Genomic DNA, 22,073 nt, shown 5'->3' on the forward strand with positions numbered 1-22,073 from the left:
AACCATAAGCGGCCGTTACCGAAGAAACGGATATGTACACCGCCCAATCACTCCCTCAAATCGCACACAACGCCAGGACCGCCAGATACAACAACACCCCACCACACGCCCCATAGCTGACACGCTGCCATATGGGCGACGCGTTCTGGCGCAGCAGGTTCACCAGCGCCGCAATCAGAAAGCACGAAAGCACAGACGCCACCATAAACCCCGCAAAAAACATCAACGTCTGCCCATGGCTCGGCGTCGCCCCGACAATCCCCGACAACGCACTGCCCAGCGCCCCCCAATAAACAATGTTTTTCGGATTAGCCAACGAAATAGCCGCCCCCACTACCAGCGCATTCTGCCCGGACCTGGCCGGCGTACTCTCGGCCTCTGGCAAGCGCCAGGCATCCATCAAGCTGCGAACCCCGAGCCAAGCCAGATACAGCCCACAAACCGCCGTCAGCGGCACCCGCACCGACTCATGCTGGATCAACAACGCCATACCCGTCAGCCCAATCACCGCCCACACGGCATCGCCCACCAGCGATCCAATCTGCACCAGCAGCGCCGGCGTAAACCCATGCAACAGCCCACGGCGCAGCGTCTCCGCCAAGACCGCCCCCGGTGACAGGCAAAACACAAAGCCAAATACCAGCGCCGAAAAAAAGATCGTCAACATGCCTGCCTTCCTTCAATTGATGGCGTGCATTTTGCGCGAGGGTGGGTGGGTCGTCTTGAACCAGATTGCGCTTTTCAGCCTTTGAGCACGCTTTGATAGCGCCCCGGAGTGATGCCGTAAGCCGCCCGGAAATGCCGATTGAGATGGCTCTGGTCGGCGAACCCAAGGGCGTGGGCAACCTGCGACGCTGCAATCCCTGAACGCAGCAGGCCCTTGGCACGCCGGGTACGCAGTTGCATCGCCCACTGGCGCGGACTCAACCCGGTTTCTTTTTGAAAGGCCCGCAGCAGATGGAATTTCGACAGGCCCAACTCGTCACCGAGCGTCTCGAGTGCTACCGCCTGATGCAGGTTTTCAGCCAGCAGTTCCTGGGCCTTGATCACCAGCCCACGACCCACTGTGGTGCTGCCGGGCAGGCGTACGCCGCTGCAACTGACCACTTCGCCGAGCAGCACCACCAGGGCTTCTTCACTGAGCTCCCGGGCGATCGGATCGGCACTCAATGAGCCTTCGATCGCGCCGGCCAGCTTCATCGCCAATTCCGGCTGGAAGCACAGCGAGCGGTCGAACTCCAGGTGCACCAGGCCCAGGTCGGCCGCCAATTGGTCAGCGGCCGCATACAGGCTGACAAACCGCCACGGCTGCCCCTCGGCCGCGCCGCCGCCCTGAATCTGGCCCGGGTTGTACAAGGTAATGCTGCCGGGGCCGGCCTCGAAGGTGCGGCGGTCCAGCCACACCTGTTCCTCGCCGAGCAGGTTGACGCCGATCACACATTCATCGTGGCTGTGGCGGGCAAACGTCAGGCCGGTGCAGGACGTGCTGCTGACTTCGTAGTTGCCCAGCCAGGCGTGCTGCATGGAACTCATTGAGGTGGCTCGCAGTGACGGTTAGCCGCGAGCATACGCCGCAAACACGCTTCAGATCGACCGTTGATTGACCCGTTTCGACAGTTCTTCGCTGCTCTCCTTGCTCCGAATAGCGGTCCACCAGGTCCGGGCGGTCCCGCAGCAGCAGGGTGAATTTCACCAGCTCTTCCATCACATCCACCACCCGGTCATACAGGGCCGAGGGCTTCATGCGGTCCTGATCGTCGAACTCCATAAAGGCCTTGGGCACCGACGATCGGTTGGGCAGGGTGCTCATCAGGTGCTCCAGTTACAGCGCGGCGATGCGATCAAGCTCGGCCTTGATCTCGATGGGACTCAGGCTGGCGAACGGGACTTCGAAAAACGCTCGGCAGCGGCGTTCGATGATTGCCAGGGTGGCCTGGAAGGCTGCATGAACCTGGGCGTCATCGCCTTGAGCATCCGACGGATCTTCCAGCCCCCAGTGCGCCTTGAGCGCCGGGCCGAAATACACCGGGCACGCTTCCCCGGCAGCCTTATCGCAAACGGTGATCACGATGTCCGGCGGGCTGCCTTCAAAGGCGTCGTTGCCCTTGCTGTACAAACCTTCGGTGCTGATGCCGGCGGCCTCCAGGGTCGTCAGGCTGCGGGGCAACACCTGGCCCTTGGGAAAGCTGCCGGAACTGATGGCCTGGAAACCTTCTGGCGCCAGGTGATTGAACAACGCTTCCGAGAGGATGCTGCGGCAGCTGTTGGCGGTGCACATGAACAGGACTTTCATTAAGCGGACTCCGTCAGAAACTCAGGCGCAGGGCGAGGGCGGCGAGGGTGATCAACAGCACCGGCAGGGTCAGCACAATGCCGACCTTGAAGTAGTAACCCCAGGTGATGGTGATGCCTTTGCGCGCCAGGATATGCAGCCAGAGCAAGGTGGCCAGGCTGCCGATAGGGGTGATTTTGGGGCCGAGGTCGCTGCCGATCACGTTGGCGTAGATCATCGCGTCCTTGACCACGCCCACGGCATGGCTGGCCTCGATGGACAGTGCGCCGATCAGTACCGTTGGCAGGTTGTTCATCGCCGAAGACAGCAGCGCGGTCAGCACGCCAGTGCCCAATGCCGCACCCCATACGCCGTAGCCGGCAAAGGCATCGAGCCAGGTAGCGAGGTAGTTGGTCAGCCCGGCGTTGCGCAGGCCGTAGACCACCAGGTACATGCCCAGGGAGAAAATCACGATCTGCCAGGGCGCTTCCTTCAATACCTTGCGGGTGGAAATCTTGTGGCCCTTGGCGGCGATCACCAGCAGCAGGGTGGCGCAGGCGGCGGAAATCGCGCTGATGGGAATGCCCAGCGGTTCCAGGGCGAAGCAGCCCACCAGCAGAATACCCAGCACCCACCAGCCGGCGAGGAACGTCGCACGGTCGTGGATCGCACTGGCGGGATCGTCGAGGTCTGCCGGGTCGTAGGTTTGCGGAATGTCGCGGCGGAAAAACCACATCAATACCAAGAGGGTTGCGGCGACGCTCACCAGGTTCACCGGCACCATCACGGCGGCGTATTCGTTGAAGCCGATCTTGAAATAGTCGGCCGAGACGATGTTCACCAGGTTGGACACCACCAGCGGCAGGCTCGCGGTGTCGGCAATAAACCCTGCGCCCATGACAAACGCCAGGGTGGCCGCCGGTGAAAAGCGCAGCGCCAGCAGCATCGACATCACGATGGGGGTGAGGATCAATGCCGCGCCGTCATTGGCGAACAACGCCGACACCAGCGCTCCCAGCAGCACCATGTACGCGAACAATCGCCGTCCGCGCCCACGGCCCCAACGCGCCACATGCAAGGCGGCCCAGGCGAAGAAGCCCGCCTCATCCAGCAGCAGGCTGATGATGATCAGTGCGACGAACGTCCCGGTGGCGTTCCAGATGATGTGCCACACCACCGGAATATCCGCCAGGCTGATAACGCCAAGCGCCAGGGCCAGGATCGCGCCCATCGTGGCGCTCCAGCCAACGCCCAGGCCCTTGGGCTGCCAGATGACCAGGATGATGGTGAACAGAAAGATAGCAACGGCTACAAGCATGAAAAGCTCTCCGCAGGATCAGCAGCAGGCGCTGGCCCGTTGTGGTCGGTCACCCATGGTCTGCAGACGCTGGGCGTCTGTTTTTAACCAGGCTTGGTTGGCTTGCAGGGTGGTGTCGAGCACCGCCGTCACCCACTCAGGCAAGGCCGGATTGAGGCGGTAGTAAATCCACTGGCCCTGGCGACGGTCCAGCAGCAACCCGCAACTGCGCAGTTGCGCCAGGTGGCGGGAGATTTTCGGCTGGCTGTCGTCCAGAGCATGGATCAACTCGCACACGCAAAGTTCGCCTTCGCGCAGGATCAATAACGTCAGCCGCGCGCGAGTGGCATCGGCCAGGCACTTGAAGACGTTGGGCGGGGAGAAAAGGTCTGGCATGCTCGTGGCCTGATACATATGGAAATACGAATATACGTATTTCCATATGTATCGGTCAAACCTTGTTTCGATTGATCTGGGTCAACGGGCCGACAATCGACGACAAGTGGTTGAAATTAAACTGAAACACAAATGTCCTAAAGTGCCTGCCCATTGGTGATGAAGGAAGAAAACGTGTGACCCGTGCCACTCGCAACCTGCGCAAGACCCTCGATGCCGTCGCGGACAATAATGAAACCGCGGCCTTTGACCTGATGCGTGCCGTCGAAAAACTCAGCGATGAAGTTTTGCGCCAGCGCCTGCTCAATACCATCCACCGTCTCAACCAGGACGCCCACGAACTGCGCGAAGCCCGGGATGCGGTGGAGCGGGTGTCGGTCAAGCTGGCTTGAGCACGATCGTTCAAGACAATCCCTGATACCACTGGCATGCTTGTCGACTGACTGTCGATGAGCCTGTTGTGTATGCCCAATGCTCTGCCTCTAAACGCCTTTTCCCGTGGCGCGATTGCGATCATTCCATTGTCCCTGGCCTGTGCGCCCTGGGGATTGCTGGCCGGTTCCACTGCAATCGATGCCCAATTCACCCCGCTGCAAGCCCAAGGGCTGTCGACCATCGTGTTTGCCGGCGCTGCGCAACTGGTGGCCATCGGCATGGTCAAGAGCGGCGCCAGCCTGATTTCCATCCTGCTGACCACCTTGCTGCTGACCTCCCAGCATTTGCTCTATGGCATGCACATGCGTCCCACGCTGTCGCCGCTTAAGGCCCGGTGGCGCATGAGCCTGGGGTTTTTGCTGACCGACGAATTCTTCGCCCTGGTCAGCCAATACGACCGTCAGACCTTCAACCGCTGGTACGCCCTGGGCGTCGGCCTGACGTTCTACATCATCTGGAACGTATTTACGTTCGCCGGCATCGTGCTCGGCAAAAGCATTCCCGGGCTGGATCAATTGGGCCTGGAGTTCTCGATTGCCGCGACCTTTATCGCCCTGATCACCCCCGTGGTGCGTGACGTGCCGACTGTCGTCTGTGTGGCCGTGTCGTTGTTGTGCTCGGTCTGGCTGAGCTACCTGCATTGGGAGTCGGCGGTGGTGGTGTCGGGTGTATTGGGGATGAGCGCGGGGTTTGCCTGCAAGCGGCTGGGAGTAGGGCAGCAATGATCTTCGTGATGATTTTTGGCATGGGCCTGATCGTGTTTTTCAACCGCTACCTGTTTATCGAGCCGCGCCTGCCGGTGCGCCTCAATCGCGGGGCGCGTGAGTTTCTCGGGTTTGCCGTGCCGGGGATGCTCACCGCCATCTGCGGCCCGATCATTTTCCTGGCCGATCACCAACTCAACCTGAGCCTGGGCAACCCCTACCTGCTGGCCGGAATCAGCGCCGTGGCGTTGATGTTCTGGACCCGCAGCGTGCTGATCACGGTGCTGCTGAGCATGGCGCTGTTCTATCTGTTCCGCTGGCTGCTCTGAAAAACAGGCAAAAAAAAGCCCGCGGGAGGGCGAGCTAGAAGGGAGACTTCTTAAAAATGAGCCTGCCGACTATAGGCGCCAAGGTCTCCCTTCACAGTGAAACAAAGTTCATGAATCTGTCAGCTATTCGATAACCGAGGCGGCGGCTTTCTTGTTGGCCTTGGCCTCGGCGGCCAGGCATTCCAGGGCAAACTGCTCGGTGTAGGTCATCTGGATCGGGGTGCTTTCGCCCTTGACGGTGCGCATTCCGTCGAGGATGTAGCGGATGCGCTTGTCGGTCACGCCGATGCGTTTGGCGATCCACGAAGGCGTTTGGCCAATGCGGCTGATCAGCTTGTCGGCGTAGTCGGTGGAGGGGTTGTAGCGCTCGGCGTTGGGTGTCATGGGGTTTCCGGGTAAAAGCGGGTTCGTAAGTAGGCGGCAGGGTGACGCAATAATCATTCGGTGTCGCCTGCTAATGGTACAGTCGCGTTTTTTCCAAGGAAGCTTCGGTATGCGGATGGTGGTAATTGGCGCTTTGGTACTGGCATCGCTGGCCGGTTGCGCGGGCTCGAAGATGAAAGAGGCGCGTACCGGTACGCCCTACAAAACCCTGGCCTCGGACAAGGCCCCACTGGTGGTTGCCCAGTGCATCCAGTTCGGTTGGCAGGACGAAGCGGTGTTTGGCGTGGATGCCGGTGGCTTCATGGAGCCTGCACAGGCCGGCGGCTTCACCATCTACACCACGGCGGGTGATTACTTTGTCGACGTGCGCACTGCGGGCGCCGGCGCCACGGTCAACTATTACGCGGCCCAGGATGACTATCCGGCCAAGCGCCGGCTCGCCGCACTGGCGACTTGCCTGTAGTCCATTGCGTTAGAAAAATTCAGAAATGCCCTGCGGACAGCCTCGCGGGCATTGCCTTAGTATTTGCGTGCTCACCCGGCGTGGCGGCTCTTTACCGGTACAGGGACGTCGAGGCCGGCGCGTCGGGAGGGCAGCTTTTTTAGCGCGGCATATATCCCAGGTGCCAGCGCCGGGGAATTTTCAGCGACACCAGCCCCAACAGTGCCGACAGCAACCCGCTGACCAGCAGCGCACGAATCCCCATGTGATGTTCCAGCAATGCGCCGATCACCGCCCCGGCAAACATCCCGGCCCAGGGGATCAGTTGCACGCGCCAGCCGTTGCGCCGTTCACCGAGCATCCAGCGGCCCAGCCCGCGCCCAAACCGAGATAGCGCCCCGGTGACATAAGTCAGTCCCACCGGCAATCCATTCACTTCTTCGACGGCGGCGTTCAGCATGCCCATGGCGATGATCGCTGCGAGCAACGCCGGCAATTGATCCTCGAACGGCCAGGCCGCGGCCCCGCACAGCAAGGTGGCGATGCACAGCAGCAACGGCAAGGCATGGCGCCGGCTGAGGCGGCTGACCATCACCCCCAGCGCGTTGCCGGCGATAAACGTCGCCACCAGCAAGGTCAAGCGACCTGTCAGGCCCAGGTCACCTTCGCTGATCGCCACGGCGAGGCGTGTGGTGTTGCCGCTCATGAACGAGACAAAATCCCCGCTTGCCATGAAGCCGATGGCATCGGTCATCCCCGCCAGTACGGAAAGGCTGGCCACCAGCATCAGCCCGACACGCCCGCGCCATTTGTGGCGATGCAGCAAGGCGGCGTTGGTGTAGGGCTTCAGGGATGAAGGCAGCATGGGGCCGGGTTCCTCGGTGAGATTATCCGGCCATTACGGTAGGGCGCTTTGCGTTCGGGTGCAATGACCTGGCGCAGGCCTTCACACCGGTTCCAGGCGCCAGCCCTCGGCCCGCCATGTCAGGGCATGAGTGGGTTTGAGCGCGGCGAGAAACGCCGCATCGTGGGACACCGCGATCATCGCCCCGGTAAACCCCTGCAATGCCTGCTCGAAGGCGATCACCGATTGCATGTCCAAATGGTTGGTTGGCTCGTCCAGCAGCAACAGTTGCGCCGGGGTTTTGCGCCACAAGGCCAGCGCCATGGCGGCCTTCAGGCGCTCGCCGCCGCTGAGGCGTGCCACCGGTTGCGTGACCCGCACGGCGTCCAGCTGCAGCAAGGCCAGGCGCGTACGCAGCTCGCCCTCGGCCAGCGGCGTATCGAGCAGGTTGAGCTGTTCGACGATCGAGCGTTGGTCGTCCAGCAGCGCCAAGTGTTGATCGATATAGGCCGTCGGCACATGCACCGTGCATTTGCCGCTGACCGGCTGCAGTTGACCCGCCAGCAGCTTGAGCAAGGTGGATTTGCCGCAGCCGTTCGGCCCGTGGACCGCCAACCGCATGGGCCCAATAAGGTTGGCGCTGAGAAAGGTGGCCGGCAACTGCGGATCCAGCCAGGGCAATTGTGTGTGCTCCAACGTCAGCACCTGCCGCCCGCAGGGCACTGTGGTGCCGGGTAATGCCAGCAGCGTCGGGGCTTCATCCACCACCTGTTCGTAGGCGTGGCGCACGCGCTCATTCAGTTCGTCCTTGTGTTGCTGGTGAGCGCTGCGCACGGTGCTGACGATTTCGGTGGCGGCGCCTTTCCAGCGTGCTTTGGTGAAACGGTCCACGTTCGCCGTTTCGGCGTGCTTGCGTGAGCGGGCGGCATGGCGCTGGATGTCATCGTTGCTTTGCTTCAGGCGCTTGTGTTCGCGGCTGCGCGTAAGTCGCGCGTGTTCCAGCGTGGACAGGGCCGCGTGCTGCTCTATCTCACGTTGAGCGTGAAAGGCTTCGTAGTTACCGCCGTAAACTTTAAGGCCCAAGGGCGACAACTCGACGATTCGCTGCATGCGGTTGAGCAGTTGCCGGTCATGGCTGACCACGATCAACCCGCCACGCCAATCGTCCAGGATGCGCAGCAGCCATTCGCGGCCCTGGCTGTCCAGGTGATTGGTGGGCTCATCAAGAATCAGCAACTGAGGGTTGGCCAGCAGTGCGCCGATCACTGCCAGGCGGGCCAATTGGCCGCCACTCAACTGATCGGCATGGTCCTCGAAACCGACCTCGGACAAGCCCGCCGCGTCCAGCGCCTTGCGCAGGCGCTCGGCCAGGTCCCAGCGTTCATCGATCCGCTCGAGGTCGTCGATGTGGGCTTCACCACGGCCCAGTCGGCCCAGGGCTTCCAGCACGTCGGCGGTGCCGGTGATTTGCGCGACCGTTTGTTCGGGAAAAAGGCTCAAGGCCTGTGGGACATAGGCCAGCCTGGTGCAGGTCTCAAGCGTACCGGAAGAGGGCGCCAGCCTGCCGGCGATCAATTGCGCGAGAACGCTTTTGCCCGCGCCGTTACGCCCCACAATCCCGGTGGGCGTGGAATCGAAAGACAGGTTCAGGTCTTCCAGCAGGGTTTCACCATTGGCGAACTGGAAATACACGTGTTGCAGGGAAGCGAGTACAGGCAGCCGTTTGACGTCAGTCATCAGCACCTCCAAAACAATGTGGCACAAGCCAACAAGCGCGCCAGGCGGCTCGTTGCGTTTACATGTTGGAAGGCTTAGTTGTTCACGTCAGCGGTCATCCCTGCAGTCAGAAAGGACGGGCAGGGTAACGCACTTTGGATTTTTACTACAAGCGTTCGGCCAGTTGCTCCAGAAACACCGCCAGCCCGACTTCCTCGGCTTTCAAGCCTTTGCGCACCCGTGGCTTGGGCAGTTTTGCCAGCTCGCCGAGGCTGAAATGCTCCAGTACGGCCGGGTGGATATAGCACTTGCGGCACACCGCCGGGGTATTGCCTAACTGCTTGGCGACGTTCTTGACCATCTCTACCACATGCTTCTTGGCATCGGATTCGGGCTGCCATTGCAGCTCGCGCAACACCGCCAACGCCAGGGCGCTGCCGGCCCAGGTGCGGTAGTCCTTGGCGGTGAAGTCCGCCCCGGTGAGGGTATGCAGATAGGCATTCACGTCGGTGGAGCTGACTGTATGGCGCTCGCCGTCCTCGTCCAGATACTGGAACAGATTCTGCCCCGGCAGCTCCAGGCAGCGCTTGACCACCGAGGCCAGGCGTCGGTCCTTCACGGTGATCTGGTGCTCAATGCCGCTCTTGCCGCGAAACTGGAACAGGATCTCGCTGCCCTTGATGTCTACATGTCGGGTGCGCAGGGTGGTCAGGCCGTAGGAACGGTTGTCCCGGGCGTACTGGGTGTTGCCGACGCGGATCAGGGTGGCGTCCAGCAGCAGCACCACCGTGGCCAGGACCTTTTCCCGATTGAACCCGGGCGCAGCAATCTGTGCCTCTAACTGCTTGCGCAGCTTGGGCAGCGCGCTGCCGAACTGCTGCAGCCGGGAATATTTGTCGGTGTCACGCACCTCGCGCCAGCGCGGGTGATAACGGTATTGCTTGCGCCCTCGGGCATCCCGCCCGGTAGCTTGCAGATGGCCGCGCGGGTCGGCGCAGATCCACACATCGGTATAGGCCGGCGGCACCGCGAGGGCGTTGATGCGTTTGATTTCGTCGGCATCCGTGATGCGTGTGCCGTCGGCCTTGAAGTACTGGAACTTGCCCCGCAGCTTTTTCCGGGACAGGCCCGGCTGGGTGTCATCGACGTAATGCAGGTCGCGGGGCAGCTCGGCTAGCAACGCAGGATCGGGCATGGCGCAAATTCCTTGGCAGGTATTTCTGATTGACCGCAGGGTTTTGCGGTCGTGCCAATGGATTCAGGCCCGCTATGTCAATCAATTGCTCGGCGATTAGCTCTGAGCAACACCTTTTTGCGTGGGCTTGATGTAGGAGAGTTCCCAAGTACGGCGTCGAAAGTTCCTTGGCGTTATATGGGGGCTGGTAAACAACATTTGAAATAATTCATTCTAGTACTGAAGGAACTGAACGCAAATCATGTGAGCGCTTCATGACCTCTTAAAAAGGAATTTATTTGCTGCGGTTGGTGAGCTGTTTGTCGAGCCAGCTGAAGATATAGGTTCCAGTCTTGATTTTGCATCAGCGTTTGCTGTTAAAAAAATTGCCTGGAGGGAGGGGTTATGGCTACAAATAGTTTCCAGAATGAGGTGCCCAAGGCGCGAGTCAATATCAAACTTGATTTGCATACCGGTGGTGCTCAAAAGAAAGTCGAGCTGCCGCTCAAACTGATGGTCATGGGGGACTACAGCAACGGCGAAGAGCAACGCCCACTGTCTGAGCGTGGCAAGGTCGACATCAATAAAAACAACTTTGACAGCGTACTGGGTGAGTTCTCTCCTAGTCTGAAGTTCGCTGTGAATGACACCTTGTCCGACGATGAGTCGGACACGTCTGTCGAGCTGAGTTTCCGTCGTATGAAGGACTTTGAACCAGAGCAGGTAGCTCGCCAGATTCCGCAGCTGCGAGCCCTGTTGGCGATGCGCAATCTGCTGCGTGACCTCAAGTCCAACCTGCTGGATAACGCGACCTTTCGTCAGGAGCTGGAACGCATCCTCAAGGACGATGCACTGAGTGATGAGCTGCGCGCTGAATTGGCAGCCCTGGCTCCTCAAGACCATCATTAATTAATAAGGAAGTTACCTATTATGTCCCTGGAGCAATCACCCCAAGCCTCTCAACTGACTAACGCCTATCAAACAAGTGGGCAAGGTGTCTATGGCGCGTTATTCGCTAAAATCAACCTGAGCCCGGTTGCGGAGTTGAGCGGTATTGATGTTTTTCAAAACTCCGAAGCATTGTCAGAGGTGTCCGCTGATGAACGGGTCACCGCGGCCGTCAGTGTGTTTTTGGAACTGCTGAAACAGTCGTCGCATAAAGTAGAACGCTTGGACAAAGTGTTGCTGGATGAACATATCGCATCCCTGGATGCACAGATCAGCCGGCAACTTGACACCGTCATGCACCATCCCGAGTTCCAGCGCGTAGAGTCAACTTGGCGTGGTGTAAAGTCGCTGATAGATCAGACCGATTTTCGCCAGAATGTGCGTATCGAACTACTGGATATCAGCAAGGATCACCTGGTACAAGATTTCGAAGATGCGCCTGAGATCGCCCAGAGCGGTCTGTATCTGCACACCTACACCCAGGAATATGACACCCCGGGAGGCGAGCCGATTGCGGCGGCCATTTCCAACTATGAATTCAGCCGCAGCCCGCAGGATATTGCTCTTTTGCGCAATATTTCCAAAGTGTCCGCAGCTGCCCACATGCCATTCATCGGCTCTGTCGGGCCGGCGTTCTTTGGCAAAAAGTCCATGGAGGAAGTGGCCGCCATCAAGGACATCGGCAACTACTTTGATCGTGCCGAATACATTAAATGGAAGGCGTTCCGCGAGAGCGATGATTCCCGTTACATCGGCTTGCTGATGCCTCGTGTGCTGGGTCGCCTGCCTTATGGCCCGGACACCGTTCCGGTCCGAAGCTTCAACTACATTGAAAGCGTGAAGGGCCCGGATCACGAGAAGTACCTGTGGACCAACGCTTCATTCGCATTCGCGGCAAACATGGTGAAAAGCTTTATCACCAACGGGTGGTGTGTGCAGATTCGCGGTCCGCAATCGGGCGGCGCGGTGACTGAGCTGCCGATTCACCTGTATGACCTGGGCACTGGCAATCAGGTGAAAATCCCTTCGGAAGTGATGATTCCGGAAACCCGCGAATTTGAATTCGCCAACCTCGGGTTTATCCCCCTGTCGTACTACAAGAACCGCGACTACGCGTGTTTCTTCTCGGCCAATTCGGCCCAAAAACCGGCGCTGTATGACACCCCCGACGCCACTGCCAACAGCCGGATCAATGCGCGCCTGCCGTACATTTTCCTGCTGTCGCGCATCGCCCATTACCTGAAGCTGATCCAGCGGGAAAACATCGGGACGACCAAGGACCGCCGTTTGCTGGAGCTGGAGTTGAACAAGTGGGTTGGTGGGTTGGTGACCGAAATGACCGACCCGGGTGACGACCTTCAAGCCTCCCACCCGCTGCGTGACGCCAAGGTGACGGTAGAAGACATCGAAGACAACCCCGGCTTCTTCCGCGTCAAGCTTTACGCGGTGCCCCACTTCCAGGTCGAAGGCATGGACGTCAATTTGTCGCTGGTTTCGCAGATGCCCAAGGCAAAAGCCTAAGCCACTCCGTAGGGAAATAATGAGATGAAAATCGACCGCCCCCTGTGGGCTGCGGGGGCGTTGCTGTCTCCGCAACAATTCCAGCAGCAAGCACGTTGGGAGGCCTGGACTAACGAGAACCTGGCCCATTTGTCGTTGGTACACCCTTGGGGCGTCCTGGGGGTTGCGTTCGATGGGCAAGCCTTGCGCCTGGGTAAGCTCAAAGCTACCCAGGTTCGAGTGCGCATGCCCGATGGTACGTTGGTCGATACCGATCACGTGGATCGGCTGCCACCCGCCCTGGAGTTAGACCGGTTGCTCCCCGAGGCTGCTCGGGACGCTACGCTGCTTCTGGCGTTGCCGTTGGAACAAGCCAACGGCAACAACTGTGTGTTCGAAGGGGAAAGAGCCGATCGGCCAACGCGCTATCGTCAGGATTGGCGACGAGTGCAGGACATCTACGCAGATGAGGTGCAGTCCATCAGTGTGCTGGAGCACGTGCTGACCTTGCGCCTGGCTGACGATGAGAATGCTGACTACCTGACATGCCCGGTCGCACGCCTGGTGCGTGACGGGCAAGGCGCCTGGAATATTGACCCTGATTATGTACCGCCGTTGCTTAGCTTCGCGGCCCATGCAGGGTTGCTGACCCAACTGGATAACCTGTTGACCCAGTTGGCAGCCAAACGTCAACGGCTGATGGGCATGCGCCGCGAGAGCAACCAGCGCATGGCAGATTTTGCTGTGGCCGATGTGTCGTTGTTCTGGTTGCTCAATGCATTAAACACCTATCAACCAGTCCTGGCGGACATCAAGTCACACCCTGCGCGGCACCCCGAGCAAGTGTACCTCGAGCTGGTCAAGCTCGCCGGCAGCCTGCTGACATTTTCCCTGGAACACGACATCGACAAGATTCCTGCCTATCGGCATGAACAGTTGGAAACCGTCTTCCCACCCTTGATGCGCACTGTCTCCACCTTGCTGGAGGCCAGCCTGCCGTCACGAGTCATTGCCCTGGTGCTGGAGGAGGTTGGGGCCAACCGCTGGCAAGTCACGCTCAACGATGCACGCCTGCGTGAGCGGGACGGTGCCGACTTCTATCTGTCGGTACGTTGCCGTATGCCGGCGGCTCAACTGCAAAGCCAGTTCCCGCGCCTGTGCAAAGTGAGCACATCAGACGATGTCAATCACTTGGTCAATGCTGCGCTTGATGGTGTTCCGTTGCTGCCGCTGAGTCATGTGCCGGCGGCGATTCCGCTACGCCTGGAAAACCAGTACTTCGCCCTTGATCTTGGCAGCGCCAAGGGGCAGGCGATGCTGGCCGAAGGGACGTGTGCCATTTACGTCCCCAGCACGTTACTGGACATCAAGCTTGAACTGTTTGCGGTACTGCGCACATGAACCTGACCGCCTTGAACAAACATACCTTCACTGCGCAGGATCTTGACGCCCTGTTGCAAGACATTTATCTGCTGGTCGTCGAGTTGCACCAAGGGGCTTCGCTGCAAAACAGTCCGCAGTTGCCGGAGCGCTGCGCGAAGCAGGTCGAACAGGTTCGACAGGGCCTCAAGGACGCCGGCGTCGGTGCGCGCAGCCTCGAGCTGATCAGTTACGCCCAGTGTGCGTTGCTGGATGAGACCGCACTGGGTTGTGCCAAGGAAGAGGCCCATGCCAATTGGGCTCGCGAGCCCTTGCAGGCAAAGTTCTTCAATCGTCATCAGGCCGGTGAGTTCCTGTATGAAGATATCGGCGAAGCGCTGCGTCAGCCCGCGCCTGATGTGCTGGTGCTGACGGCATTCCAGCGAGTTCTGATGCTCGGTTTTCAGGGGCGCTACCGCGATATAAACGATCCTGAGCGGGAGCAACTGTTAACCGCCCTGAATGCGCAGGTCGTTCCTCTGCAACTCAATCACACGCTGACGACGCACCGCGTTGGCCGCGGGATACACCGTCTGCGCTGGGTAGGTTCGCCACTGGCGCACGTGCTGATGGCGGGCCTGTTATTGGCCGGCACCTGGTGGGGGCTGGACCACTGGCTGGGCGGCCTGATCGTCACACTTTTACCCGGTCAGGGGTGATAGCGTGATGACACTCAAGCTGACACGAGGCCTCTGGCTGTGGGCCGGTGCGCTGGCCTTGACCCTGTTGCTGGTTATTCCGCTCACCGCCGGGGTGCGTGCAGTGGCCGCTTTGGCCATTGTACTAATGCTCGTCTGGGGGTGGGTCCGAACGGGGCGTCGTTTTGCATGGCGCGGTCGACAACTGTTGCTGGCTGGCGATATGGCCCTGCCACCGGCAGGTTATCGCAAGCCTGTGGTGCTGGTCTGTGGCGATGGGCTGGCGGGGCTCTTTGGCGAGCTGCCTGCCGAGCAACTGGTGCTGCGCACAACCGCGCAAGGCTGTTATGTGTGCGTACCGGCTCTTGACCAACTCGTGTCGGTCACTGCCAGCATCCAGGCCCGGCGTCCGGATTGGGCGGGACAATTGTGCGTGATGTTTATCGCCAACCCCGCAGAGCACACGGATTCAGCCGCATTGGGTGGTCGGGTGCGTGCTTTCCGTCATCAGGTCGCCCTGGTGCGCAAGCGCGGTGTGGCGCTGCCGCTGATGCTGGTGAGCTATCTGCAGGCAGCCAAAGGCGAAGGGGCCTGGTTCAGTTGGGAGTCCGGGCAAACCAGCCCTTACGTGAGTGAGGCCGGCGCCAGCGTCAGCTTGTTCGACTGGCAGGGGCAGGCCACCAACGGCGCGACTTACGCCGAACGCCTGTGCAGTGGGGTGCAGATAAGCAGTGCGTCGACGTGGCTGGGAGAAGCGCTACTCCCACACTTGGAGACGCGGCCCGTGGCCTGCGCGATCACTCTGGTACCGGGTCTTGCGCAGAGCGTCGAAGGCAACCTGTGGCAACAATGGCTACATGACAGGACCGGGTTGAGTGGCGCCGGACAATCTCCCGCAGGTTCCAGCCCGGCCTTGCCGTTTCCCGACCCTCTGCTGAATTTGCTACCGATCCATACCCGTAACCCCGCAGTTGTCCGGGCAGGTATTACGGCGCTGTGGCTGTTTGTGTCGGCCGGCGTTGTGGCGCTGGCCAGTTCGGCCTGGCAGAACAACCTGCTGTTGCGTCAGGTCAGTGATGACCTGCGGCGGTACACCACCATTCCCTCGGCCGACCATCGTGACCAGCCCCACTTCGTCTTAGGCGAAAACGCCGTGGCGGTGCTGCGCCAGGACGCCATGCGGCTGGATGACTACTACCGCCACGGCGCACCCTTGGGGCTGGGCCTGGGGCTATACCGCGGCGATCGGTTGCGGCTGCCGCTGCTGGCGACCATTGCCGATCACCGTCAACCGCCCGGGGCCCTGGGGCCCGCCGAGATCTCCAACCCGTTACGGCTCGACAGCCTGTCGTTGTTTGGAACCGGGAGCGCCGAACTCAAGGCGGGCTCAACCAAAGTCCTGATTAATGCACTGGTGGGCATCAAGGCTCAACCGGGTTGGCTGATTGTCATCGCGGGCCATACCGATGTCACCGGCAACGCCGCGCATAACCTTGAATTGTCCCGCGCCCGTGCCGCATCCGTGCGCGACTGGATGCAACGCATGGGCGACATCCCTGACAGCTGCTTCGCCGTTCAAGGCTTTGGCGCCAACCAGCCAATCGCCAGTAATGACACCGAAGATGGGCGAACTGCCAATCGTCGTGTCGATATCCGCCTGGTGCCGGAGACGGGGGCCTGCGCGCCACCCACTGCGGTGCCTGGCAGGAAAACCTCTGTCGCATCCAGCGACATACACCCCTGAGAAAAGGAGCTTCACATGGCAATTCCCGTTTACCTATGGCTGCAAGACGACGGCGGCGCTGAAATCAAAGGGTCCGTTGACGTACAAAAACGCGAAGGCAGCATCGAGGTCATCGCGCAGGACCACAGCCTGTACATCCCCACCGACAACAATACCGGCAAGCTGACCGGCACCCGGGTTCACACCCCGTTCCTGTTCTCCAAGGAAATCGATGCCTCCAGTCCTTACCTGTACAAGGCGGTGACTACCGGCCAAACGCTTAAGAGTGCCGAGTTCAAATGGTTCCGCATTGATGATGCCGGCCAGGAAGTCGAGTACTTCATCACCAAGCTGGAAAACGTCAAGGTCGTGAAAGTCGCGCCGAAAATGCACGACGTCAAAGACCCGAGCAAAGAAAAACACAACCATCTGGAGCAGATCGAGCTGCGCTACGAGAAGGTCACCTGGACCTACAAGGACGGCAACATCATCCACTCCGACTCCTGGAACGAACGCCAAAGCGCCTGATGCACAGGACCGGCAGGCGCACGTGCGCCTGCCGGTGGGCGGTGTGCAGGGTTGAGCGCCCGTTCGCGGGCGTTCAGCCAAATACATCGAGTCCCTTTGACTAAACACCCATAACTCCGAACAGGGATGTACCTGATGGTCCACAATTCCACTCGTTTGCTTCGCCGTCTCAACCCCTACTGCGCCCAGGCACTGAGTGCGGCAGCCACCTTGTGCCAGAGCCGTGCCCATGGACTGATCAGCATCGAGCACTGGCTGCTCAAATTGCTGGAGCAGGGCGAAGGCGACCTGACCCTGATTGCCCGTCGCTACGAATGGGATATGGATGCACTCTGGCGCGGCTTGCTCGACCACCTCGACACTTTGCCGCGCAGCGTGCAGGGCAAGCCGCAGTTGTGCGGCAAGCTGCAGCACCTGATCAAGAACGCCTGGTTGCAGGCCTCCCTTGATGGCAACAACCACACCCTGCGCTCGGCTCATCTGCTTGGCGCTCTGCTGGAGACGCCCAGCCTGCTTGCCTGTGACGCTGCTTGGCCGCTGCTCAGTATCAGCGATACCCAGTTACAGCGTTTGTTCGAGTTGCTCGATCAACATTCAGAGGAGCGCCCGCAGGTACAGCAAGAAGCCGCGCTGGATTGCATCGAAGTGCCCGTCTCATCGGGCACCGACGGGTTGGATGCCATGCAGGTCATCCTGGATAAATTCACCCACGACGTCACCGCCAAGGCCTGGGCGGGGCAGATCGATCCGGTATTCGGTCGGGACGATGAAATTCGCCAGGTCGTCGACATTCTCAGTCGTCGACGCAAGAACAACCCGATTCTGGTGGGGGAGCCTGGGGTGGGTAAAACCGCTCTGGTTGAAGGCCTGGCATTGCGCATCGTCGAGGGCAACGTGCCCGACAGCCTCAAGCGGGTCAGTGTACGCATCCTTGACTTGGGCCTGTTGCAAGCCGGCGCCGGGGTAAAAGGCGAGTTTGAACAGCGCCTCAAAAACGTCATCGAGGCCGTACAGCAATCGCCCAACCCGGTGCTGCTGTTTATCGATGAAGCCCACACGCTGATCGGCGCCGGGAACCAAGCCGGCGGGGCCGACGCGGCCAATCTGCTCAAGCCCGCGTTGGCCCGCGGAGAATTACGCACCATCGCCGCCACCACCTGGAGCGAATACAAACAGTATTTCGAACGCGATGCGGCGTTGGAGCGGCGCTTTCAGATGGTCAAGGTTGAAGAGCCGGATGATGCGAATGCTTGCCTGATGTTGCGCGGCCTCAAGGAGCGTTACGCCAAGCACCACGGCGTGCATATCCAGGATGCAGCGGTGCAGGCGGCGGTCACGCTCTCGCGACGCTACCTGACCGGCCGCCAACTGCCGGATAAAGCGGTCGACCTCCTCGACACCGCCAGCGCCCGAGTGCGCATGAGCCTGGATTGCATGCCCCAGACGTTGGTCCGTCTGCGTGCTCGGCAAGGAGCCTTGGAGTTGGAGGCGCAGGCGTTGGAGCAGGATCAGCAGTTTGACGACGACGGTGCCGATGAGCGCTTGAAGACCATCGCCGCACAACATACCGAGTTGCATCACCAATGCATCGATTTGGAAGATCAGTATCAACACGAACTCGACCTGACCCAACAGTTGATTGAAGCGCGCCAGGCGCAGCCGCTGCAACGGGAGACCTGTGCAGCACTGCAGAAACGGCTGGACGAGATTCAGGGCAATCAGCCCTTGCTGTCCCTCGACGTCGATGCCCGCAGCGTAGCTGAAGTGATCGCCGACTGGACCGGTGTGCCCTTGGGCAGTCTGCTCAAGGACGAACAAGCCAACCTGCTGGAACTGGAATACCAACTGGGTGAACACGTCATCGGCCAGGAAGCAGCACTCGGCGCTTTGGCTCAGCGCCTACGTGCAGCCAAGACCGGCCTGACAGACGAGAAAGCGCCGCTGGGCGTATTTTTGCTGGTGGGCACCAGCGGCGTCGGCAAAACCGAAACCGCCCTGACGCTGGCCGACAAGCTATTTGGCGGGGAAAAGTCGCTGATCACCCTCAACCTCTCGGAATACCAGGAAGCCCACACCGTCAGCCAGCTCAAGGGCTCGCCGCCGGGCTACGTCGGTTACGGCCAGGGCGGTGTGCTCACCGAAGCCGTGCGCCAAAGGCCCTACAGCGTGGTGCTGCTCGACGAAGTAGAGAAGGCGCACCGCGACGTCCTCAACCTGTTCTACCAAGTCTTCGACCGGGGCTGCATGCGCGATGGCGAAGGACGGGAAATCGACTTTCGCAACACCGTCATTCTCATGACCTCCAACCTCGGCAGCGATGAACTGCAAGCCTGCCTGCAAGAGTTCCCCGCTGCGCCCGACAGCACCCTGCACGAATTACTCCGCCCGATCCTGCGGGAACACTTTCAGCCGGCCTTGCTGGCCCGTTTCCAGACCCTGATCTACCGCCCGCTGCCAGCCGACGCCTTACAGCGCATCGTCGCGATCAAACTTGCCAAGGTGGCCAAGCGTTTACAGCGTCACTACGGGCTGGAATGCCAGATCGATGCCGCCCTCAACGACGCGTTGGTAGCCGCCTGCCTGTTGCCCGACACCGGCGCACGCAACATCGACAGCCTGCTCAACCAGCAGATCCTGCCGGTGCTCAGCCAGCAGTTGCTGCAACGCCAGGCCGCCCGACAGAAAACCCGCAGCGTGACCTTGGGCTACAGCGACGAGGAGGGCGTCATCCTGCATTTCATTGACGCCCAAGAAGCGGTAGCGCCCGATGCGATGGAGGCCTGAACATGCTTAACGAATTGCGCTGCTTTTTCGACCACAGCCGCCACAAACTCACCGTTCGCAATGTTGATGCAGTACTCGACGTCCTGGCCTTCGAGGGCACCGAAGGCCTGAGCGAACTGTTCAACTACCGTGTCGAGTTCACCAGCACCGCCCGCGACATCGCTGCCGAGAAAATGCTCGGCCAGGACGCCACGTTCAGCTTGTACGGCGCGCCGCAGCAATCGCCGATGCGCGGTTTCATCCCGCCGCCTGCCAGGCAGTTGCGCACGCTGCATGGCGTGGTCACCGGCTTCAAACGCCTGTCCGGCTCCGTTGATGAAGCCCGCTACGAAATCACCCTGGAACCCCACTTTGCCCTGCTGGGGCGAGGCCAACAGTTCCGCATCTACCAGCACCAATCCGTCCCGCAAATCGTCGAAAGCATCCTGCGCAGCCGCCACGATTTCAGAGGCCAGGACTTCTTCTTCAACCTGGTGCGCGACTACCCCAAGCGCGACCAGGTCATGCAGTACGGCGAGAGCGATCTGGCCTTCATCACCCGCCTGCTGGCTGATGTGGGCATCTGGTACCGCTTCACCCGCGATGAACGCCTGAACATCGAGGTGGTGGAATTCCACGACGACCAACGCCACTACCAATTCAATGTCGAGCTTGCTTACCGCCCACAATCCGGGCTCAGCAGCACCGGGCAAGACGGCGTGTGGAACCTGCAATCCAGCCACCAGGTGGTGGAGAAGCACGTCAATATTCGCAGCTACCACCACCGCGTGGCCCACGCCCACCTGAACGGGGAAATCGACCAAACCCGTGGCGCCACCACCACCTACGGCGAGGCCTATCACTACGCCGAACCCTATACCGTCATGGGCGACCGCTACGCCTTTGACGAAGACCTGCAAAGCGAAAGCGGCTACTTCTACGCGCGTTTGCGCCACGAGCGTTACCTCAATGGCCAGACCCAACTCAGCGGCGACAGCAGCAGCGCCACCGTGGCTCCAGGCCAGGTACTGAAAATCTCCGGCGGCGCGCCACAGGCTTTTGCTCCCGGCGCGGTGATTACGCAACTGACCACCCGGGCCGCCCGCGACCGCAGTTTCGACGTCAGCTTTAAAGCCATTCCCTACTCGGAGACCGTGTGCTTCCGCCCGGATCTCAAGAAAAAACCGCAAATCGCCGGCACCGTCCCGGCCCGTGTCACCAGCCGGCAGGCCAACGACCCGTACGCCGAAATCGACCTGGAAGGGCGCTACCGGGTCAACTTCCTGTTCGACCGCGACACCTGGAAGCCCGGCCAGGAAAGTATGTGGCTGCGCCTGGCCCGCCCGTACGCTGGCGACACCCATGGCCTGCACTTGCCGCTGATAGCGGGCACCGAAGTGGCTATCGCGTTTGAGCAGGGCGACCCGGACCGTCCCTACATCGCCCATGCCTTGCACGATAGCCGGCGCGAGGACCATGTGACCTTGCGCAACTACAAACGCAACGTGCTGCGCACACCGGCCAATAACAAACTGCGCATGGACGACACGCGGGGGCAGGAGCACGTAAAGCTCAGTACGGAACACAGCGGCAAGAGCCAGCTCAACCTTGGGCATTTGGTGGATGCCGAGCGCAAACCACGAGGTCAGGGCGCCGAGTTGCGCACCGATGGGCATGCCGCTATTCGTGCTGGCAGCGGCATCTTCATCAGTGCTGACGTACAGCCTAAAGCTCAGGGACAAATGCTTGAAATGAGCGCGGCGTTAGGTCGGCTGCAGCAGGCGGGCGATCAGTTGAAAGAGTTGTCGGTGGATGCTCAGGCCGCCAATGCCGACCCTGCGGATGTGCAGGCGCAAATCAACCTGCTCAAGCAAGGCCTTGAGCAACTCCAGTCATCAGTATTACTGCTCAGCGCTCCCGACGGCATCTGCGCCACCAGCGGTAAACACCTGCAATTGGCCGCGCAAAATAACCTGATGATCAACGCCGGGGCCGAGGCGGATATCAGCGTGGTCAAGCGCTTGTTCATTGGCGTGGGGCAGGGGGTAAGTCTGTTTGTGCGCAAGTTGGGCATCAAGCTGATTGCCAATCAGGGAGCGATCAGCATCCAGGCGCAAAACGACAGGTTGGAACTGATGGCTCGGCATGGTCTGGATATCACCAGCACCGAAGATGAAATCCGCATTACGGCCAAGAAGAAAATCACCCTCAACGTTGATGGCACGTACATCACCCTGGACACGAGCAGTATCGAGTCGGGGACGAAAGACAGTTACGTCATCAAATCGCCGAATTTCGACTATGTGCCGGTCGCCGGACAGCAAGGGGGGCTGCTGCCACCGTTTCCTCCGTTGGTGGAGCATAAAACCGAATCCTTGAACCGCGAGAATTTCTCCGGTTGACCCCATTGCGAAGTTAGGAATGAAACATATGCTCAACATGCTCATACGCCTTTTCGATCCATTCAGATCCCCGCGACCTGCTTTGCGCCAGCGTTCGCCCATAAACGCCCGCCCAGTAGCTGTACCTGCACCACCCGAGCCCATTGTCGACCCGCTGCA

Annotated in this window: 21 protein-coding genes and 1 pseudogene; 12 read left to right on the forward strand and 10 right to left on the reverse strand. The window is 60.3% G+C overall.

Translation table 11 applies throughout. From position 1 onward, the window contains the following. Positions 1-55: 55 nt before the first annotated feature. From HX875_RS32175 to HX875_RS32200, 6 genes and pseudogenes are all read right to left on the reverse strand, one after another. Positions 56-667, reverse strand: coding sequence for a LysE family transporter (locus tag HX875_RS32175; protein ID WP_177048964.1), 612 nt, complete (start codon positions 665-667; stop codon positions 56-58). Between the two features lie 74 nt (positions 668-741). Further along, entirely contained in the window at positions 742-1,533 is a 792-nt protein-coding gene (locus HX875_RS32180) for an AraC family transcriptional regulator (protein ID WP_177048965.1), read from the reverse strand. A 51-nt stretch (positions 1,534-1,584) separates the two neighbouring features. Further along, positions 1,585-1,810: pseudogene (locus HX875_RS32185) on the reverse strand (arsenical resistance protein ArsH); the annotation flags it as partial. A gap of 12 nt (positions 1,811-1,822) precedes the next feature. Continuing rightward, positions 1,823-2,293 carry an arsenate reductase ArsC gene (locus HX875_RS32190; protein WP_177048966.1) on the reverse strand — a complete coding sequence of 157 codons (471 nt, stop codon included), beginning with the start codon at positions 2,291-2,293 and terminating at the stop codon, positions 1,823-1,825. A gap of 13 nt (positions 2,294-2,306) precedes the next feature. After that, positions 2,307-3,590 (reverse strand): arsenic transporter, encoded by a 1,284-nt coding sequence (locus tag HX875_RS32195; protein WP_177048967.1) that lies wholly within the window; start codon positions 3,588-3,590, stop codon positions 2,307-2,309. An 18-nt stretch (positions 3,591-3,608) separates the two neighbouring features. After that, complete coding sequence (locus tag HX875_RS32200) at positions 3,609-3,965, reverse strand: metalloregulator ArsR/SmtB family transcription factor (RefSeq protein ID WP_177048968.1); 357 nt, start codon at positions 3,963-3,965, stop codon at positions 3,609-3,611. A gap of 176 nt (positions 3,966-4,141) precedes the next feature. On the opposite strand from HX875_RS32200, the gene HX875_RS32205 reads away from it, so the two are divergent. From HX875_RS32205 to HX875_RS32215, 3 genes are all read left to right on the forward strand, one after another. Then, positions 4,142-4,357 (forward strand): hypothetical protein, encoded by a 216-nt coding sequence (locus HX875_RS32205; protein ID WP_177048969.1) that lies wholly within the window; start codon positions 4,142-4,144, stop codon positions 4,355-4,357. A gap of 72 nt (positions 4,358-4,429) precedes the next feature. After that, positions 4,430-5,125: an AzlC family ABC transporter permease gene (locus tag HX875_RS32210; RefSeq protein WP_177048970.1), complete on the forward strand. Its 696-nt coding sequence runs from the start codon at positions 4,430-4,432 to the stop codon at positions 5,123-5,125. Further along, entirely contained in the window at positions 5,122-5,433 is a 312-nt protein-coding gene (locus tag HX875_RS32215; protein ID WP_177048971.1) for an AzlD domain-containing protein, read from the forward strand. Before HX875_RS32210 ends, HX875_RS32215 begins: the two co-directional genes overlap by 4 nt. A gap of 123 nt (positions 5,434-5,556) precedes the next feature. Here the strand turns inward: HX875_RS32215 and HX875_RS32220 are convergent, their stop codons facing one another. Continuing rightward, positions 5,557-5,817, reverse strand: a complete 261-nt coding sequence (locus tag HX875_RS32220) for a hypothetical protein (protein WP_177048972.1) — start codon at positions 5,815-5,817, stop codon at positions 5,557-5,559. 109 nt (positions 5,818-5,926) lie between these two features. Between HX875_RS32220 and HX875_RS32225 the strand changes: the two genes are divergently transcribed. Then, positions 5,927-6,280 (forward strand): hypothetical protein, encoded by a 354-nt coding sequence (locus HX875_RS32225; protein ID WP_177048973.1) that lies wholly within the window; start codon positions 5,927-5,929, stop codon positions 6,278-6,280. A 139-nt stretch (positions 6,281-6,419) separates the two neighbouring features. Here the strand turns inward: HX875_RS32225 and HX875_RS32230 are convergent, their stop codons facing one another. The 3 genes from HX875_RS32230 to HX875_RS32240 all read right to left on the reverse strand — a co-directional run bounded on the left by HX875_RS32230 (position 6,420) and on the right by HX875_RS32240 (position 10,014). Beyond that, positions 6,420-7,124 carry a YoaK family protein gene (locus HX875_RS32230; protein WP_177048974.1) on the reverse strand — a complete coding sequence of 235 codons (705 nt, stop codon included), beginning with the start codon at positions 7,122-7,124 and terminating at the stop codon, positions 6,420-6,422. Positions 7,125-7,205: 81 nt separating this feature from the next. Further along, positions 7,206-8,840, reverse strand: coding sequence for an ABC-F family ATP-binding cassette domain-containing protein (locus tag HX875_RS32235; RefSeq protein ID WP_177048975.1), 1,635 nt, complete (start codon positions 8,838-8,840; stop codon positions 7,206-7,208). Positions 8,841-8,985: 145 nt separating this feature from the next. Next, complete coding sequence (locus tag HX875_RS32240; RefSeq protein WP_177048976.1) at positions 8,986-10,014, reverse strand: DNA topoisomerase IB; 1,029 nt, start codon at positions 10,012-10,014, stop codon at positions 8,986-8,988. A gap of 384 nt (positions 10,015-10,398) precedes the next feature. Between HX875_RS32240 and tssB the strand changes: the two genes are divergently transcribed. The 8 genes from tssB (at position 10,399) to HX875_RS32280 (ending at position 21,914) form a co-directional block, all read left to right on the forward strand. Beyond that, on the forward strand, positions 10,399-10,902 hold the full coding sequence (gene tssB, locus HX875_RS32245) for a type VI secretion system contractile sheath small subunit (RefSeq protein WP_177048977.1): 504 nt from the start codon (positions 10,399-10,401) through the stop codon (positions 10,900-10,902). 21 nt (positions 10,903-10,923) lie between these two features. Next, a complete protein-coding gene (gene tssC / locus HX875_RS32250; RefSeq protein ID WP_177048978.1) occupies positions 10,924-12,462 on the forward strand; it encodes a type VI secretion system contractile sheath large subunit in 1,539 nt (512 codons plus the stop codon). Between the two features lie 24 nt (positions 12,463-12,486). Continuing rightward, positions 12,487-13,842, forward strand: a complete 1,356-nt coding sequence (tssK, locus tag HX875_RS32255; RefSeq protein WP_177048979.1) for a type VI secretion system baseplate subunit TssK — start codon at positions 12,487-12,489, stop codon at positions 13,840-13,842. Continuing rightward, positions 13,839-14,519 (forward strand): type VI secretion system protein TssL, short form, encoded by a 681-nt coding sequence (gene tssL, locus HX875_RS32260; protein WP_177048980.1) that lies wholly within the window; start codon positions 13,839-13,841, stop codon positions 14,517-14,519. Before tssK ends, tssL begins: the two co-directional genes overlap by 4 nt. Positions 14,520-14,526: 7 nt before the next feature. Next, the gene (locus tag HX875_RS32265) at positions 14,527-16,242 is read left to right on the forward strand and encodes an OmpA family protein (protein ID WP_177048984.1); all 1,716 of its coding nucleotides are present in this window, start codon (positions 14,527-14,529) and stop codon (positions 16,240-16,242) included. Positions 16,243-16,257: 15 nt separating this feature from the next. Next, complete coding sequence (locus HX875_RS32270; RefSeq protein ID WP_177048981.1) at positions 16,258-16,749, forward strand: Hcp family type VI secretion system effector; 492 nt, start codon at positions 16,258-16,260, stop codon at positions 16,747-16,749. A gap of 135 nt (positions 16,750-16,884) precedes the next feature. Then, positions 16,885-19,533, forward strand: coding sequence for a type VI secretion system ATPase TssH (gene tssH / locus HX875_RS32275; RefSeq protein WP_177048982.1), 2,649 nt, complete (start codon positions 16,885-16,887; stop codon positions 19,531-19,533). Positions 19,534-19,535: 2 nt separating this feature from the next. Then, a complete protein-coding gene (locus HX875_RS32280) occupies positions 19,536-21,914 on the forward strand; it encodes a type VI secretion system Vgr family protein (RefSeq protein WP_177048983.1) in 2,379 nt (792 codons plus the stop codon). Positions 21,915-22,073 lie beyond the last annotated feature (159 nt).

Origin of the sequence: Pseudomonas yamanorum, from assembly GCF_013386765.1 — a bacterium.
GTDB classification, from domain to species: Bacteria; Pseudomonadota; Gammaproteobacteria; order Pseudomonadales; family Pseudomonadaceae; genus Aquipseudomonas; species Aquipseudomonas yamanorum_A.